This window comes from Streptomyces avermitilis MA-4680 = NBRC 14893 (assembly GCF_000009765.2).
Lineage (GTDB): Bacteria > Actinomycetota > Actinomycetes > Streptomycetales > Streptomycetaceae > Streptomyces > Streptomyces avermitilis.
The window spans coordinates 7,094,567-7,109,133 of sequence record NC_003155.5; the positions used below are offsets into that span (position 1 = coordinate 7,094,567).

17 protein-coding genes are annotated in these 14,567 nt (G+C 69.0%); 5 read left to right on the forward strand and 12 right to left on the reverse strand.

Going from position 1 to position 14,567, the window contains the following annotated elements; all coding sequences use genetic code 11:
* Positions 1–34: 34 nt before the first annotated feature.
* The 4 genes from tgmC to SAVERM_RS30350 form a co-directional block, all read right to left on the reverse strand.
* Entirely contained in the window at positions 35–1,198 is a 1,164-nt protein-coding gene (gene tgmC, locus SAVERM_RS30335; RefSeq protein WP_010987285.1) for an ATP-grasp peptide maturase system methyltransferase, read from the reverse strand.
* Positions 1,195–2,154 (reverse strand): ATP-grasp ribosomal peptide maturase, encoded by a 960-nt coding sequence (gene tgmB / locus SAVERM_RS30340; protein WP_037645792.1) that lies wholly within the window; start codon positions 2,152–2,154, stop codon positions 1,195–1,197. Before tgmB ends, tgmC begins: the two co-directional genes overlap by 4 nt.
* 5 nt (positions 2,155–2,159) lie before the next feature.
* On the reverse strand, positions 2,160–2,420 hold the full coding sequence (tgmA, locus tag SAVERM_RS30345; RefSeq protein WP_010987287.1) for a putative ATP-grasp-modified RiPP: 261 nt from the start codon (positions 2,418–2,420) through the stop codon (positions 2,160–2,162).
* A gap of 232 nt (positions 2,421–2,652) precedes the next feature.
* Complete coding sequence (locus tag SAVERM_RS30350; protein WP_010987288.1) at positions 2,653–2,859, reverse strand: hypothetical protein; 207 nt, start codon at positions 2,857–2,859, stop codon at positions 2,653–2,655.
* A gap of 388 nt (positions 2,860–3,247) precedes the next feature.
* Here SAVERM_RS30350 and SAVERM_RS45020 point away from each other — a divergent pair, with 388 nt between their 5' ends.
* From SAVERM_RS45020 to SAVERM_RS30365, 3 genes are all read left to right on the forward strand, one after another.
* On the forward strand, positions 3,248–3,409 hold the full coding sequence (locus SAVERM_RS45020; protein WP_237528916.1) for a helix-turn-helix domain-containing protein: 162 nt from the start codon (positions 3,248–3,250) through the stop codon (positions 3,407–3,409).
* A gap of 104 nt (positions 3,410–3,513) precedes the next feature.
* Positions 3,514–4,497, forward strand: a complete 984-nt coding sequence (locus SAVERM_RS30360; RefSeq protein WP_237528918.1) for an NsdA family TPR-like regulatory protein — start codon at positions 3,514–3,516, stop codon at positions 4,495–4,497.
* A gap of 16 nt (positions 4,498–4,513) precedes the next feature.
* On the forward strand, positions 4,514–4,867 hold the full coding sequence (locus tag SAVERM_RS30365; protein WP_010987290.1) for a hypothetical protein: 354 nt from the start codon (positions 4,514–4,516) through the stop codon (positions 4,865–4,867).
* 377 nt (positions 4,868–5,244) lie between these two features.
* Here SAVERM_RS30365 and SAVERM_RS30370 read toward each other — a convergent pair whose 3' ends face one another.
* Entirely contained in the window at positions 5,245–5,562 is a 318-nt protein-coding gene (locus SAVERM_RS30370; RefSeq protein ID WP_010987291.1) for a methyltransferase domain-containing protein, read from the reverse strand.
* A gap of 82 nt (positions 5,563–5,644) precedes the next feature.
* Here SAVERM_RS30370 and SAVERM_RS30375 point away from each other — a divergent pair, with 82 nt between their 5' ends.
* Both SAVERM_RS30375 and SAVERM_RS30380 read left to right on the forward strand, forming a co-directional pair.
* The gene (locus tag SAVERM_RS30375) at positions 5,645–6,460 is read left to right on the forward strand and encodes an SAM-dependent methyltransferase (protein WP_010987292.1); all 816 of its coding nucleotides are present in this window, start codon (positions 5,645–5,647) and stop codon (positions 6,458–6,460) included.
* 196 nt (positions 6,461–6,656) lie between these two features.
* A complete protein-coding gene (locus SAVERM_RS30380) occupies positions 6,657–7,196 on the forward strand; it encodes an AMIN-like domain-containing (lipo)protein (protein WP_010987293.1) in 540 nt (179 codons plus the stop codon).
* Between the two features lie 91 nt (positions 7,197–7,287).
* Here SAVERM_RS30380 and SAVERM_RS30385 read toward each other — a convergent pair whose 3' ends face one another.
* From SAVERM_RS30385 to SAVERM_RS30415, 7 genes are read right to left on the reverse strand one after another with little or no spacing between them, the layout of a single operon-like run.
* Positions 7,288–8,091 carry a hypothetical protein gene (locus SAVERM_RS30385; protein ID WP_037645599.1) on the reverse strand — a complete coding sequence of 268 codons (804 nt, stop codon included), beginning with the start codon at positions 8,089–8,091 and terminating at the stop codon, positions 7,288–7,290.
* Positions 8,092–8,146: 55 nt separating this feature from the next.
* Entirely contained in the window at positions 8,147–8,638 is a 492-nt protein-coding gene (locus SAVERM_RS30390) for a hypothetical protein (RefSeq protein ID WP_107083252.1), read from the reverse strand.
* Between the two features lie 8 nt (positions 8,639–8,646).
* Positions 8,647–9,924: an MCE family protein gene (locus SAVERM_RS30395; RefSeq protein ID WP_010987296.1), complete on the reverse strand. Its 1,278-nt coding sequence runs from the start codon at positions 9,922–9,924 to the stop codon at positions 8,647–8,649.
* Positions 9,921–11,198, reverse strand: coding sequence for an MCE family protein (locus tag SAVERM_RS30400; RefSeq protein WP_010987297.1), 1,278 nt, complete (start codon positions 11,196–11,198; stop codon positions 9,921–9,923). The genes SAVERM_RS30395 and SAVERM_RS30400 overlap by 4 nt, the downstream gene beginning before the upstream one ends.
* Entirely contained in the window at positions 11,195–12,319 is a 1,125-nt protein-coding gene (locus SAVERM_RS30405) for an MCE family protein (RefSeq protein WP_010987298.1), read from the reverse strand. Before SAVERM_RS30405 ends, SAVERM_RS30400 begins: the two co-directional genes overlap by 4 nt.
* Positions 12,316–13,494 (reverse strand): MCE family protein, encoded by a 1,179-nt coding sequence (locus SAVERM_RS30410; RefSeq protein ID WP_010987299.1) that lies wholly within the window; start codon positions 13,492–13,494, stop codon positions 12,316–12,318. Before SAVERM_RS30410 ends, SAVERM_RS30405 begins: the two co-directional genes overlap by 4 nt.
* Positions 13,491–14,564: an MCE family protein gene (locus SAVERM_RS30415; RefSeq protein ID WP_037645804.1), complete on the reverse strand. Its 1,074-nt coding sequence runs from the start codon at positions 14,562–14,564 to the stop codon at positions 13,491–13,493. Before SAVERM_RS30415 ends, SAVERM_RS30410 begins: the two co-directional genes overlap by 4 nt.
* Positions 14,565–14,567 lie beyond the last annotated feature (3 nt).

Here is a 14,567-nt window from a genome sequence, read left to right on the forward strand (position 1 = left end):
CGGGCTGGGGGCGGCTCCCTCGGAGGATAGCGGTTCAGGCGAGCCGGTGTTCCAAGCGCAGCGACGGGCAGCTGTCGATCCAGTACTCGTGGGACTGGTCGGTGACGCGGAGTCGCACCGCATCGATATCCGGAGCCCCGGCGTCCTGCCAGGCGACAACGGAGCGTTCGATGCCGTCCCACAGAGCCACGGGGCCGCCCTGGCGGACGGTCCAGCTCTCGCCGTCGGAGATGAACTCGACGAACGATTCCCGCTCCGGATCGAACAGGTACCGCAAGGGCGAGCCGTCGCTGCGGGCGGCGCGGACGAACTGCGCACCGGGTGCGGCGAGCTGCGCGAGGAACGCGGGCATCCACTCCTCCAGGACGAGGGGAGACACCAGCGCGGGCCGCCTACTGTCCGCGTAGGCGGTGCGGGCGGAGAGGTCGCCGGCCAAGGGCGTCACTGCCTGGGACCGTGCCTGCATGAAGGAGGAGCGTGCGATGATCGCGCCCTCGGCGGTGCCGTTATCGCAAACGGTGACCTTTGCGAGACCGGTTCCCCAGGGCCAGGAGCCGACCGTGCTGAGGACGATGCCACCGGGCTTCGTCTGCCGGACCCATGTGTAGGGGATGCGACGCACCGCGCAGGTGGCGATGACCCGGTCGTACGGTGCCCGGTGCGGATGGCCGAGAAGCCCGTCGCCCGTCACCGTCCACGTCGAGTAGCCGACGGACTCCAGGGCGGCATCGGCGCGTGCCGCCACCTGCGGGTCGACTTCGACCGTGGTGACGTTGTCCTCGCCGAGGTAGTGGCACATCAGGGCCGTGGAGTAACCGGTGCCCGTGCCGATCTCCAGGACGCGGTGTCCCGCCGTGAGGTCCAGGGCCTCGATCATGCCGATGACGGTGGTCGGGTCGGTCGAGGACGACGTGGGCACGCCCACGACGGGTCCGCCGGCCCGGTCGGCGGTGAGGTGGCCATCCAGCTGGGTGGTGAGGGTGTCGACGCTGTACGCGATCTTCAGCCACTCGTCCGGGGCGGTGCCGAGGGCGGTGACGGGCCGCCAGGTCCGCCCCTCGTCGAGGAAGACTCCAGGATGGAGGAACTGCTCGCGGGGGATGGTCTCGATGGCCCCGCGCAGCCAGGGGGACTTCAGGACGCCCTTGTTCGAGAGCACGGCCGCCATACGGCGCCGCTCGGATGCCGGGTCGGTCATTGGCGGTCTCCTTGCACGAGTAGGTCGGCGAAGGCGGCGGACATCGGGAGGCCGGTCTCCTTCTCCAGCCACCCCCACTGCCCGTTGGGATTCAGCTCCAGCCACCAGTAGACCCCCGCCCGGTCCACCGTGAGGTCGAAGCTCCCCGATACCAGCTCCAGGCGGTCCAGGTAGGCGTGCAGTGCCTTGTCCACGCTGTCGGGGAGGTGTTCGACGGTGTACGTCAGGACGCTGTAGTCCCTGCGCCAGTCCAGCAGTTCGGAGTCGATACGTACGGCGAAGGTGTGCTGGCCCACGATCAGGACGCGGAGGTCGGTGACCTTGTCCACGCGGGCCTGGAACAGATGCGGGGTGATGCGAACGTTGTCGTCGATCTCGTCGGCGGTGACGGGGTCGGCCCAACCGGTCACCGGCACGCCGTCGCGCGTGTACGGGGTCCACCGCAGCGTCTTGAAGATCACGTCTCCTTGAGTGCGGATGAACTCGCGTGCCTCGGCGGGGTCGTTGGTGACGAGGGTGGTCGGGATGGTGAAGCCGAGCTGCTGGGCGAGGGCGAGCTGAGCGGGTTTGTAGTCGGCCGCGGCGATGCGTAACGGGTGGTTGACCCAGAGCGGGTGGTCCAAGGCGTAGAGGGTGCCCCCGAGCCCGTAGCGGACCTGCGCCGCCGCGAAACGGGAGTCGTCCGGGGACAGGTGGGGGAACGAAGGCCACTCCGGGCGGCGCCAGTACACCGATCGGACGCGGGTCAGGTCGGCGGTTCTCGACGAGGTGCGCACCTGCCCGACCACAGGGGCCGGGCAGGTGCCGAACCGAGCCGACACCGTGAGGCCCTCGCCGATGTCGGCGAGGTTGAACCGGACCACCGGCACATCGCGCCGGTTGAGCTCGGTGATCACCATGTCGGCGGTGATGTCGTCCGCCTCGGTGGCCACCAGAACCGGCCTCTCGTCGGTCATGGTCATCAGTCCTGGCTGCTGTCCTGATCGTGACCCTGATCGTTCTTGGAGTCCGAGTTCGTCGTCGTGGAGGTCTCAGTTCCGGAGCTGGTGCCGTGCTTGCCCATCTCGACTACCTGGCCGGCGCGGTCGCGGAACACCCCGAGTTGCGTCGTGGGGTCGATGGCGACCGTGGCGTGGGGCTGGCGGATGGTCGTCGGGTAGGGCGCGAGTCGGCCCACACCCCACGGTCGCGTGGGGGCGGGGAGCGCGACGGAGGCGGTCATGGGACTCCTTGGGTTGAAAGTGGCGTGGTGAAAAAAGCCGCTCACCCAGACGCGGGACGTCTCCGCAGGCAAGGGCCTGATAGGGGTGAGCGGGGCTTGAACGTCTGCCCCCACGAGGGGCAGAGCTGGCTGTTCTCCTCCTGGCACTCCCTGAGCTGGGGGTGGGGGAGGGATCCGGCACTGTTCTCCGCCCGCGCCGGTACGGTGCGGACGGCGATCCGTGGACACCGCCTCAGAGGCGAGCCGCCTGGATGTTGCCGGCTGCGGTCGTCCACTCGACGCCACTCTCGGGCCGGATGCGCGCGACCCGGACAGTGCCGTGGCTGTGGAGCTCGTGCGTGACGGCGACGAGAACGCCCTCCCCGCGCGAGGCGACGTCGCGGACGTTCGTGTTCAGGAGCGGGTGCTGCTCGTAGCCGTCGGGCCCGACTGGGTTCACGTGTCCGTTTCCTGCCGCGTCTCGCTGCGGCGCATGAACTTCTCCCAGCCGCTGGCCGCCCGTACCCGCAGAGTCCGGCTCGGCGCCCCCGGTTGGGGCTCCGGCGGCGTATACGTACGGCCGTCAGCAACACGGTTCCTGCGGGGCGGATCAGAGGTTGTCACGCGGTCGCTCCTCTCGGATGGGGCAGCAGCCGGCCGCCGCTAGGACGGACAACGGCGCGGCCCTCAGGGGAGCCGCCCGGAGGGTCCTTCAACCTCCGAGCGGCGTGTTACCAGTGAACGACGATCCGTTACCGTCTCCCAGAGCGGACCCCGCGCAGTGCCCAGGCGTTTTCCGGGCATCGGGTGTTGCGAGTGAGGAAGGTGCTCTTCGTGAGGGGAGTCCAATGGCTTTAAGGCGTAGGCGCTTTGCCGAGCGGCGGGTGGCAAAGGGTTACTCTCAGGAGGAGTTCGCAGAAGCGCTTACGGTGGCCGCGTCCACCGTGGTCCGTTGGGAAAGTGGCCGTGCCAACAACCGCACCAACGGCTCAAGATCGCCAGCCTGTTAGGAGCCACCCTCTCCGAGCTGGAAGGGCTTCTCTTCGAAGAACAGCCGGCCGAAACCGCCGTGCTTCCTGACACCCCGCCCCTCCTCGACGGTGATGATGACGATATGAAGCGCCGCGATGTCCTGGGCCTGCTCGCCGTCACGGGCGCGCTGGTCACGCTGCCCGGTTCGGACGAGGCCCCCCGAGGACACACAGTGGCGGCGCTCCTGGAGACAGGGGAGGAGCTGCACCGCAGCCTGTGGCAGGTCTTCACCCTCTCGGACTCAAAGCCGACCGTCTTCCCGGCGGTCCACAAGCAGCTTGACGTCCTGACGAAGGGCCTGGCCGAGACGCGTACCGCAGCGGACCGGGCCCGGCTGTGCACGATGACGGCCGACCTCTACCAGCTCGCCGGCGAACTCTTCTTCGACGCCAACCGGTACACCGACGCCGCTCAGTGCTACACGCTGGCTGCCAACGCTGCCCATGCTGGTGGTGATCACGACCTCTGGGCCTGTGCCATGACCCGCCACGCCTACGTCGAGCTGTACGCGCGCCGCGCGCCCGCTGCCCAGCCCCTGCTGGCGGTGGCCTCCCGGATCGCCCGGCGGGGCGACAGCGCACTGTCCACCCGCCACTGGGTCGCCGCCGTCCAGGCCCAGGTGTGCGCGGCCGTGGGCGACATCGACGGCTGCGCCCGAGCGCTTGACGAAGCCGAGAAGGTGCACTCCCTCGACGGCCATTCCCACAACGGCGGTTGGCTCCGCTTCGACGGTTCCCGCCTCCCCGAGGAACGAGGGGCCTGCTACCTCCAGCTCGGCCGTCCCGACCTCGCGGAAGATGCCCTCACCGCAGCCCTCGCCCAACCGCTGTCCCTGCGCCGCCGCGCAGCCGTACTGAGCGACCTTGCCGTCCTCGGGGCCCACCGGGGTGACGTCGATCAGGTCGTGCAGTACGCGGAGGCAGTACTTGGCCTGGCCGACCGGTCGAACTCGGGATTCGTCGGAAAGAAGCTGGACGGACTTCGAGGGCGTCTTGCCCCGCTCATGTCCGATGGTCGAGTCTCGGATCTGGATCACCGAATCGCGGCGCTTTCGCGCACCGCATGACGAGAGGGACACGTGCATGAGTGACGGTCGGATCTTCCGCGAGGCGTGGATCGCCGGTGTGAACAAGCACTACCCCGGTGAGCCGAAGCCCGGCTATGTCACTCCGTGGGACGAGACGCCCGTGTGGGAGCGCGAGGCTGCCGCCGCCGTATACGGACAGGTGCGCGACTTCATCAGGATCAGCGAAGGGCACGCCACACGGCTCACCCGCGAGCAGAAGGGCCGCTTCGTCGCGATCTCCTGGACCGCCCAGATGTTCAAGCATTTCGAGGACCCGAAGCCCGGATACGTCGCCGACTGGGCCGACCTGCCGACCTGGCAGCAGGAGACTGACTCGGACATCTTCGAGCGCATCGAGCAGACCGTCTGAACCCTGAGAACGACGAAGCCCCCGTCCGGGCCGCTCGGGGGCGGGGGCGTCTCTTTACGTAGCCATCAAGGTAGCCACGGAAGCGTCCTTCCTGCGCGTTTGCACAGGTCATAGCGTTGCGGTAGCTCTCCCCGGCGTACAGCCCGACTCGTCTGCCTCCTAGGGCTTCCGACCAGTGAAAACACAGGTCAGAGGCCCTTTTTGGGTGTTGGCGGGCTTCGCTGGGCCCCGGTTCGCACTGGTTCGAACGGGGCTGCGCGGCTACGTCCACAGCCATGAAAGGAGCCATGCCTCGTGGGGCTGGAGGCGGCCCGCTGTGACAGCGGTTCGTCGTCCTTCCGGCGAGCTGGGCGGCGGCTTCCTCGGAGGGCGGCGGTTCAGGCGAGCCGATGCTCCCAGCGCAGCAACGGGCTGCTGTCGATCCAGTACAAGTGCGATCTGTCGGTGACTCGGAGCCGCACAGTCTCGATACCTGGACTGCCGTTGTCTTGCCGGGCGACAAGGGCACGCTCGATGGCGTCCCAGAGGGCCATGGGGTGTCCTCCCTGGCGGACGGTCCAGCTCTCGCCGTCGGCGATGAACTCGTCGAACGACTCCCGCTCAGGGGCGAAGAGGTACCGCAACGGTGCGCCGTCGCTGCGGGTGGCGCGAACGAACTGCGCTCCCGGTGCGGCGAGCTGTCGGGAGGAAGACATGAACTAGCAAGTAAGAAACGGGAGTTCGATCGTAGGATGTGCGGCGAATGATCCCGCCCCGGTTGAAGGACGTACACGAATCATGAGCGACCCTGTGACGACGCCCGAGCCGGCAAAGCAGCAGAAGATCGACACGTCGGTGCCGCACTCCGCCCGTATCTGGAACTACTGGCTCGGCGGCAAGGACAACTACCCCGTCGACGAGGCGGCCGGTGACGCGTACACCGAGGTGTTTCCCGGGATCGTCACCATCGCCCGCTCCAGTCGTGCCTTCCTGCGTCGCAACATCGCGTATCTCGTCTCCGAGGCGGGCATCCGGCAGTTCCTGGACGTCGGCACCGGCCTTCCGACCGCGCAGAACACCCACGAGGTCGCCCAGGGGCTCGCTCCCGAGGCGCGGATCGTCTACGTCGACAACGATCCGATGGTGCTCGCCCACGCCCGTGCGCTGCTCTACTCCACGGACGAGGGCGCGACCGCCTACATCGACGCCAACGTGACGGACCCGGAGCACATTCTCGAGGTCGCCGCCGAGACGCTGGACTTCGGTCGTCCCACCGCGCTCATCCTCAGCAACATCCTGGGTCACGTCGCCGACTGCGATCAGGCCCGTTCCATCGTCACCCGGCTGATGGAAGCCCTGCCCTCGGGCAGTTACCTCTCCATCAACGACGGGTCGCGTGGCATCGACCCGGTCTTCGAGCAGGCCCAGGACGCCTACAACAACAGCGGCGCCGTTCCGTACAACCTGCGCTCCATCGATGAGATCACCGCGTTCTTCGACGGTCTGGAGCTTGTCGAGCCCGGTGTCGTCTCGGTGACGGAGTGGCGTCCGGAGCCCGGTTCGGGCGTCCCGGAGGTCATCGCCGAGCACGGTGGACTTGCGCGTAAGCCGTAACGACAGGAGTGGTGCGGCGGTCGGGCCGACGGTAACCGGTCGGCCTTGCTGCGCACGCGGAAAGCGCTGAGGTCTCACGGGGCGGTTGGTGCTGGACGGGCCCCTGCGCCGCAATGGGCTGCTCCACTGTGCACAACCTTCCGGAAGGCCGCCGGTCTGAACAGACACACACCTACGCGAGCTACCGGGGGTAGTCATGCGACGGATAGGTACTGCACTGGCCGCGATGATGCTGGCGGGCGGCGGTCTGTTGGCCGGCACGGTTCCGGCGGTGGCCGCGCCGACGGCCGTGGACTGCGCCGTGACGTGGGGGAGCCTGGACAAGACCGGTGACTCCGCTGCCTCCAGGCGACTGACCGACGTGAGGGCCGGACAGCACGAGTGCTTCGACCGTCTGGTCTTCGACGCCCAGGGCACGGCGGCCGACCCGATCGGCTACACGGTCCGCTACGTCGACGTACTGCACCAGGACCCGAGCGACGTCGTGGTTCCGATCAAGGGCGGAGCCATTCTGGAGATCTCGCTGTTCTCCCCGCGCTACGACCCGGCGACCGGACAGCCCTACCCGCCGCTTCCTTCCGTCGACGTCACCGGGTACCGGACCTTCCGGGAGTTCAAGTTCACAGGTGGCTCCGAGGGCTACACCCAGGCCGGACTGGGCGTCCGCGCCCGGCTGCCGTTCCGGGTCTTCCAGACGGCCAACCATCTCGTGGTGGACGTGGCTCACACCTGGTGATCCCGTACGGCCGGGGGTGCGGCCGCCTCTTATGGAGCGTTACGTCGAATACGCCGATGCCCGCGCCTACGCCGACCAGGCGGCGTCCGCGTCAGAGCGCGTCGACCCCGCTCACCCTCCAGCCGTGGGACGTAAGGGCCACCGTCATCCGCACCCGGTTCAGGTCCACGCGGGAGCCCGAGACCTGGGTGCTCGTGGTCACCTGGTTGACGAAGAGGAGGACCACGGCGCGGTCCGCCGAGGCCGAGATCACGGAGGCTGCCGGGGAGCCGCCGGTGGGCTGCGTCACCGTCGCCTTCACCACCCCGTGGTATTTCCTGGCCGTCGGGCCGACCACCGTCGTGGTGGTCTTCCGGTACTCGTCGCGGAAGTGGCCGGTGAGCCGGGCGCGGGCCGCGGCGAAGTCGCGGTCCAGGTGCCTGTAGTCGTACGACAGCACGACTGGCGCCGCCTGGCGTGCGGCCGCGAGTGCCTGACCGCGTGCCTGTTCGGCCCGCACGCCCTCCCGGTAGCGCCACCCGAGAACGGTGGCCGCGACCAGACCCGCCAGGAGCAGGACACACAGGGCGGCGGTGAGCAGCCGCCGCCGACCGTGCCGCGTAGCCGTACCGCGGCCGGGCTCGCCCTCCTCCTGCGCTGGGTCCTCCTCGAAGCACTCAGGCGAGGGCTCGGGCGGGTCGTCCCAGCCGTCCTCATCGGGGGCCTCGATGAGCACGGTGCGGCCGGCGGCCGGTGCCTCGGGCCGTCCCGGGGCCACCTCGTCGGTGGACGCCGGGTCCGGTTCGCGGTGGCCGCGCTCCGCGCGCTTGGCCGCCGCGCGGGCGGCCGCGGTCATGGTGCGCCCGGTGCCGGATCCGGCACCGGAGCCGCGGCTTCGGGTGGTCGTCTTCGCCACGGTCTTACTCCTCATGTCCTCATGGGTCGTATGGCGGGGGGGGGGGAGGGAGCGGTCAGCCGACGAACTCGACGTCGGAGGTCAGCCAGCGGCCGTTTCGCTGCACCAGGTCGAGCTGTAGGCGGTAGGTGCGCGCCTCGCCCTTGGGGGCGGCGGTGTTGGTCACCTTGCTGTCGGCGACCACCAGGACGCGGGCCGAGTGCTCGTCGGACCGGACGATGCCCGCCTCCAGAACCTGGCCATCGGAGACCGACTTGTTCTGGGTGACCAGCTGCGTCAGCTCCTCCGTCTGCGCGGCGAACTGCTTCCTGAAGTCGCCGGTGGCGCCCTCGAGGACGTTCGCGCTGTCCCGGTCGTAGTGCCGGTAGTCGAGCGAGGTGAAGTTCAGCGCCGACTGGCGGGCCGCGGCCAGGAGGTCCTGGCGCCGCTGCTCCGCCTCGCGCTGGTTGTAGAGCCCGAAGCTCAGCCAGATCGTCAGCGCGGTGGCGAGGACGGTCGCCACGACGAGCCCCACCGACCAGGCCCTGCCCGACAGGACACTTCTCATGGCTCTGCTCATGCCATCGGTCCGACGAGTAGCCATTGCCATGACTCCCTTCCGAAAACGGCCTGTTGGCCGCCCGTCGAGCCGATCTCGACGGGCCTTCCGTCCGGGCCGGTCGCGGTGCCGGTCTCCGGGTCGTACGGCGTGACATACGCCGCCTGGTTCGTACCGCCGGAAGTGGTCGACGCGCCGGGGGCGTTCTGCGCGCCCCGCACCGACGTCTTGTTTCCGCGCGGGGCGGTGCAGCGCGCGTCGGTGTTCGCCTCGCGTGTGCTGGTGTCCGAGGGGTCACGCCGTGTTGTCCCGTATCCCTGGGTGCACGGCGGCGGGTCGTCGGCGTTCACCACCAGGCCGAAGTGGGTGGTGCCGTCGCCCGGGACGACCGTGTAGCTGCCCGCGACCAGCGCCGGGAAGGTGACCAGGGACTGCTCCACGCCGGGCAGGCGGGCCAGCGTGACCTGGCCGCCGCTGATCAGATTGGCCAGCAGGACCGACAGCCGTGGGCCGGTGGATTTCAGCAGGGAGTTCACCTGTTGCGCGGCCGGCGTCGCGTTGCCGATCAGTTTGCGCAGGTCCCCGTCGCTCGATTTCAGCTGTGCGCTGAGCGCCGCCAGATCGTGCGCGAACGACTTGATGGACGAGCCCTGGTCGGCCTGTGTCTTGAGGACCTTTCGCGAGTCCTCGATCAGCGAGATCGTCTGGGGGAGTGACTCGGAGGCCGACTCCACGAGCGCGTTGCCCGAGTCCACCAGCCGGCTCAGGTTCGGGCCGGTGCCGGAGAATGCCTTGCCCAGCTCGTCGACGGTGACCCGCAGGTCGTCCTTGCCGACCGAGTCGACCAGCCGGTCCAGGCTGAGGACGAGGTCCGTGGTGGGCAGCGGCACGCGGGTGCTGCCGCGCGGGATGGCGCTGCCGTCGAGGAGATATGGGCCATGCGAAGTTCGCGGCTGTAGATCTACGTATTGCTCGCCCACGGCCGAGCGGTTCGCCACCACGGCCAGGGTGTCCGCAGGAATGCGCGGCACGCCGTCCTTGATGTCGAGGGCGACCGAGACGCCGTCGGAGCCGGTCAGCCGCAGCGCGCCGACGCGGCCCACCGGCACCCCGCGGTAGGTGACCTCGGCGCCGGGGAAGATGCCCCCGGAGTCGGCGAAGTCCGCCCGCACGGTGTAGCCGCGGCCCAGGACGTCGTCCACCAGGCCCGTGTACTCGGCGCCGACGTACGAGACCCCGACGGCGGTGACGGTGGCGAAGGCGAGCAACTGGGCCTTGACCGTACGTGTGATCACGGCTGAACCCCCTTCAGCATCAGCTCTGCGAGCGCGAGGTCGATCCCCTCGGGCGGCTCTCCTCGGGTGGTGTAGCTGCTGGTGCACACCGGCGGGCACAACGGACCGCCGCCGCCCGACGGGGCCGACGGCATCGAGGGGGACGACGGCAGGCTCGGTGCGCTGGGCAGCGCGGTGGGGGTCGGGACGGTCGGCAGGTCCGGGAGGTCGGGTATATCGGGGGTCTCGGGCTGCGTGGACTCGCCGTTCCCGCCGCCGGACTTGTCGGATCCGCCCGCCAAGTTCCTGTACAGGGCGGACAGATCGAGGTCGGCCGTGATGTCGAGGTTGACGTAGTCACCCCTGACGGCGTCCACCGCGTTGCGCGGGAACGGGTAAGTGGTCAGCAGCTCGAGGGAGTTGGGCAGATCGGCGCCCGCCTTGTTCAGCTGTTGCAGGATCGGCCGCAGCTGTTTGAGGTTCGCGACCGTGTCGTCGTGAGAGGCGTTGACCACCTTGGTGCCCGTTGTGCCCAGCTTCGACAGGGCGGTGAGCATCCTGGTCAGATCGCGCCGCTGGTCGGCGAGGACCTTCAGAGCGGGCGGCATCGTGTCGACGGCCTGGGCGATCGTCTTCTTCTCCTTGCCGAGCCGCCCCGCGAGCCGGTCGACGGCCTTGAGGGCGTGGATGATGTCTTTTCGCCGGCCGTCCAGGCCACCGATGAAGGTGTTCAGCTCCTTGAGCAGCGATCTGACCCGGTCCTCCCGGCCGTCCAGGGCCTTGTTCAGCTCCACGGTGATCGTCTTGAGCTGGGCCACTCCGCCGCCGTTGAGCAGCGCGGACAGTGCGGACAGCACCTCCTCGATGTCCGGGTTGCGGCCGCTGCGGGACAGCGGGATGCGGTCGCCGTCGCCGAGCCGGCCCACGGGGGCCGTGCCGGGCGGGGTGGAGAGCGCGACGTACTTCTCGCCGAGCATGCTGGTCTGCCGCAGCTCCGCGACCGCGTTGGCGGGCAGCTTCACCGAGTCGGCGACCCGCAGCCGTACGCGCGCGTGCCAGCCGTCCAGCTGCACTTCCTCGACCGCGCCCACGGTGACGTTGTTGACCTTCACCGCCGACTGCGGCACCAGGTCGAGGACATCGCGGAACTCGACCGTGACGTGGTACGCGTGGCCGTCCGCGGCGGCTCCGCCGGGCAGCTGGACGTCGTACCAGCCGTTGAACTCGCAGCCGGACAGCAGCAGCGAGCCGACCGCGGCCCACGCCACCGCCCCGACCTTGCGCAGTGCGTTCATGCGCTCGCCCCCAGAATGCCGCCGAGCGTGCGGTCGACCGTTCCCGTCACCGCGGAGCCCTGAGGCACCTTCGGCAGGGAGTCGAAGAGTTTCTTCAGCTCCTTGCAGTCGGGGTTCTTGCCGCCTTCGTCGCCGGTCGTCTTCAGTACGGAGCACATCAGCGCGGCCGGATCCTGTGCCTGCTGGGCGTTGTTGCGGGTGTCGAGGGTGCCCGCGGACGGGTTGTAGGCGTTGTTCAGGTTCGACAGGCCGGTGGGAGCCACCTCCAACAGCTCGGCCAGAGCGGCCCGTTGGGTGACGAGCACCTTGGTCACCTTGCTCAGGCCCTTCACGTTCGAGTTCAGGGACCTCTTGTTGTTCTTCACGAAGGCGGACACGTCACCGAGCGCCGTCCCCAGGTTCTTGAGCGCGTCCGCGAGGTCCTTGCGCTCGCCCGCGAGCTGTCCGGCGACCTCGGCGAGGCCAGTGTTGAACGACCGCACGCTCTTGTCGTCGGCGGACAGCGCCGCCGTGAACACCTGTAGGTTCCGCACCGTGCCGAACAGGTCCTTGCGGCCGTCGGACAGCGTGGTGACGGCCTGCGAGAGGTCCTCGACCGTCCGGTTGAGGTTCTCGCCCTGGCCGTCGAGGTTGTCCGCGCTCACCCCGAGCAGCCGCGACAGCGAGCCGTCCTTGTTGGCGCCCTGGGGGCCGAGCGCGTCGGCCGTCGTGTGCAGGCTGCCGAAGACGCGGTCCAGTTCGACCGGTACGGCCGTCCGCGACTCGGGGATGACGGCGCCGTTCCGCAGTACCGGGCCCTTTCGGTACACCGGCAGCAGTTGTACGTAACGGTCGCTGACCACCGAGGAGTTGATGATGGCGGCCTTGGAGTCCGCCGGCACCCTGCGGCCTTCGTCGTACTTCAGCTCCACCCGCACCCGGTCGCCCTCCGGCGTGATCTTCTCGACCTCGCCGATCCGGACGCCGAGGACGCGGACGTCCGAGCCGGGGTAGATGCCGACGGTGCGCGGGAAGTACGCGGTGACGTGCACGGACTCGGAGCGCGGCCACAGCACGTAGGTGAGCGCGGCGACGAGGGCGAGTGCGGTGACCACGGCCACGCGCCTCTTCAGGTTCTTCACTGCGCGCCTCCCGTCCGCGGCACCACCGGAGCGGCGACCAGGTTCTGGACGTAGCTGTCGAACCAGCGGCCGTTGCCGAGGGCGTTGGTGAAGACCCGGACGTAGGGCGCGAGCAGCTTGACGCTCCGGTCGAGGCTGGACTGATTCCGTTCGAGCATCTGCACCACGCGGTTCAGGCCCTTGAGCGCGGGCCCGATCTCCTTGTCGTTGTCCTCGACGAGGCCGGAGAGCTCGATGCCGAGCGCGGCGGAGCTCTTCAGCAGCTTGTGGATCGCCTTGCGCCGCTTGCTGATCTCCTTGAACAGCTTGCCGCCGTCCTTGACCAGCGCGGTGAAGTCCTCGGAGTGCTCGGCCAGTACGCCGGTGACACCGTTCGCGTGGTCGAGGAGTTCGCCCAGCGCCTTGTCGCGCGAGGCGACCGTACGGGAGATCTTCGACAGGCCCTTGATGGACGCCCGTACCTCGGCGGGCGAGTCCTGGAACGTGGTGGAGATGGTGTCCAGGGCCTTCGCCAACTGGTCGGTGTCGACCTTCTCCGTCGTCGTGGTGAGATCGCTGAACGCCTGTACGACGTCGTACGCCGGAACCGTCCTCTTCAGCGGTATCTCGCTGCCGGGCTTCAGCTGTCCCGGTCCCTTGGGACGCAGCGCGAGGTACTTCGCGCCGAGGATCGTCTTGACCCGGATCGAGGCGCCGGTCTCGGTGCCGAACCCCGGATCGCCCTTGATCTTGAAGGTGACCTTGACGTGGTCACCGTCCAGATCGACGTCCTTGACCTTGCCGACCTTGACACCGGCGATCCGCACCTCGTCGCCGGGCTTGAGGCCGCCCGCCTCCGAGAAGGCCGCACTGTACGTCTCGCCGCCGCCGATCAGCGGCAGGCTGTCGGCGTTGAACGCGGCCACGGTCAGCAGCGCGAGGAAGGTGAGGCCGACGGCTCCGATCACCACGGGGTTTCGCTCACGGAACGGGGTGAGGCGCGGACGGCGGATCCGTGGAAGCCGTATCCGAGGCGGGTCGATGCGGACTTTCACCAGGGGTTCCGGGCGGCGGGGGCGGGGTGCCCGGCGCGGAAGCAGCCGAATCTTCGGGAGCTTGGGCGGGTCGATACGGACCTTGACCAGCGGCTCCGGGCGGCGCTTACGGGTCCTGCGCGGAAGGAAGTGCTTCGTCATGCGCCGCACCTCGCCCTCGCCACGTGCAGCTCGGGAGTGAGCACCTGCTTCGTCTTCGGCAGCACGATCCGGCCGTCGAAGTCGCAGAGGTAGAAGTTGAACCACGAGCCGTAGGACGCCGTCCCCGTCAGCTCGCCCAGCTTGTTCGGCAGCCGCTTCAGCACGCCCTCCACGGTGTTCTCGTTCTTGTTCAGCGTTCCGGTGAGATCGGTCAGCTCGGCGATGTCGTCCTTCAGCGGCGGACGCGCGTCCTTGAGCAGCCCCGAGGTGGCGTCCGTCAGGTCGCCGATGCCCACCAGGGACTGCCCGATGGGCTTGCGGTCGGCGGACAGCCCCGAGATCACCCGCCGCAGCTGCTTGAGCAGCCCTGAGAAGCGGGCGCCGCGCTGGTCCAGCGTCTCCAGCACGGTGTTGAGGTTGTCGATCACCGAACCGATCAGCTTGTCGCGGCCGGCCAGCGTCGTGGTGAGCGAAGCCGTGTGCGCGAGCAGGCTGTTGACGGTGCCGCCCTCGCCCTGGAGGGTCCGGATGATCTCGGTGGCGAGCTGGTTGACGTCCTGCGGGCTGAGCGCCGCGAAGAGTGGCTTGAAGCCGTTCAGCAGCGCGTTGAGGTCCAGTGCGGGCTGGGTGCGCGACAGCGGGATCGTGGCGCCGGGCTTCAGCCGGGTGGCGTCTCCCGCGCCCTCGGTCAGGGCGACGTATCGCTGTCCGACCAGGTTCCGGTAGCGGACGACCGCGCCGGTGCTGTTCAGGAGCGGCCGGTCCTCACCGACAGTGAAGGTGACCTCAGCCAGCGTCCGGTCCTTGATCCGGATGCCCTCGACCTGGCCGACCCGCACCCCGGCCACCCGGATGTCGTCGCCCTTCTCCAGGCCCGTGACGTCGCTGAACACCGCGCGATAGGTGTGCTCGGGGGTGAGGGAGATGTTGACGATGGTGGCGGCGAGCAGAGTCGTCGCCACCATCGTCACCAGCGCGAACAGGCTGAACTTGATCAGCGGGGCGGCGGCCTGCCGGGCTCCTGACGTCCTCGTGGACGTCGTAGTCCTCGCGGTCTTCGCGGTCTTCATGAT

What these genes read in the sequence shown, in the direction of transcription:
- tgmC (WP_010987285.1), bottom strand. Translation starts at nt 1,198, where the DNA reads ATGACCGACCCGGCATCCGAGCGGCGCCGTATGGCGGCCGTGCTCTCG.
- tgmB (WP_037645792.1), bottom strand. Translation starts at nt 2,154, where the DNA reads ATGACCGACGAGAGGCCGGTTCTGGTGGCCACCGAGGCGGACGACATC.
- tgmA (WP_010987287.1), bottom strand. Translation starts at nt 2,420, where the DNA reads ATGACCGCCTCCGTCGCGCTCCCCGCCCCCACGCGACCGTGGGGTGTG.
- SAVERM_RS45020 (WP_237528916.1), top strand. Translation starts at nt 3,248, where the DNA reads ATGGCTTTAAGGCGTAGGCGCTTTGCCGAGCGGCGGGTGGCAAAGGGT.
- SAVERM_RS30360 (WP_237528918.1), top strand. Translation starts at nt 3,514, where the DNA reads ATGAAGCGCCGCGATGTCCTGGGCCTGCTCGCCGTCACGGGCGCGCTG.
- SAVERM_RS30365 (WP_010987290.1), top strand. Translation starts at nt 4,514, where the DNA reads ATGAGTGACGGTCGGATCTTCCGCGAGGCGTGGATCGCCGGTGTGAAC.
- SAVERM_RS30370 (WP_010987291.1), bottom strand. Translation starts at nt 5,562, where the DNA reads ATGTCTTCCTCCCGACAGCTCGCCGCACCGGGAGCGCAGTTCGTTCGC.
- SAVERM_RS30375 (WP_010987292.1), top strand. Translation starts at nt 5,645, where the DNA reads ATGAGCGACCCTGTGACGACGCCCGAGCCGGCAAAGCAGCAGAAGATC.
- SAVERM_RS30380 (WP_010987293.1), top strand. Translation starts at nt 6,657, where the DNA reads ATGCGACGGATAGGTACTGCACTGGCCGCGATGATGCTGGCGGGCGGC.
- SAVERM_RS30390 (WP_107083252.1), bottom strand. Translation starts at nt 8,638, where the DNA reads ATGAGAAGTGTCCTGTCGGGCAGGGCCTGGTCGGTGGGGCTCGTCGTG.
- SAVERM_RS30400 (WP_010987297.1), bottom strand. Translation starts at nt 11,198, where the DNA reads ATGAACGCACTGCGCAAGGTCGGGGCGGTGGCGTGGGCCGCGGTCGGC.
- SAVERM_RS30410 (WP_010987299.1), bottom strand. Translation starts at nt 13,494, where the DNA reads ATGACGAAGCACTTCCTTCCGCGCAGGACCCGTAAGCGCCGCCCGGAG.
- SAVERM_RS30415 (WP_037645804.1), bottom strand. Translation starts at nt 14,564, where the DNA reads ATGAAGACCGCGAAGACCGCGAGGACTACGACGTCCACGAGGACGTCA.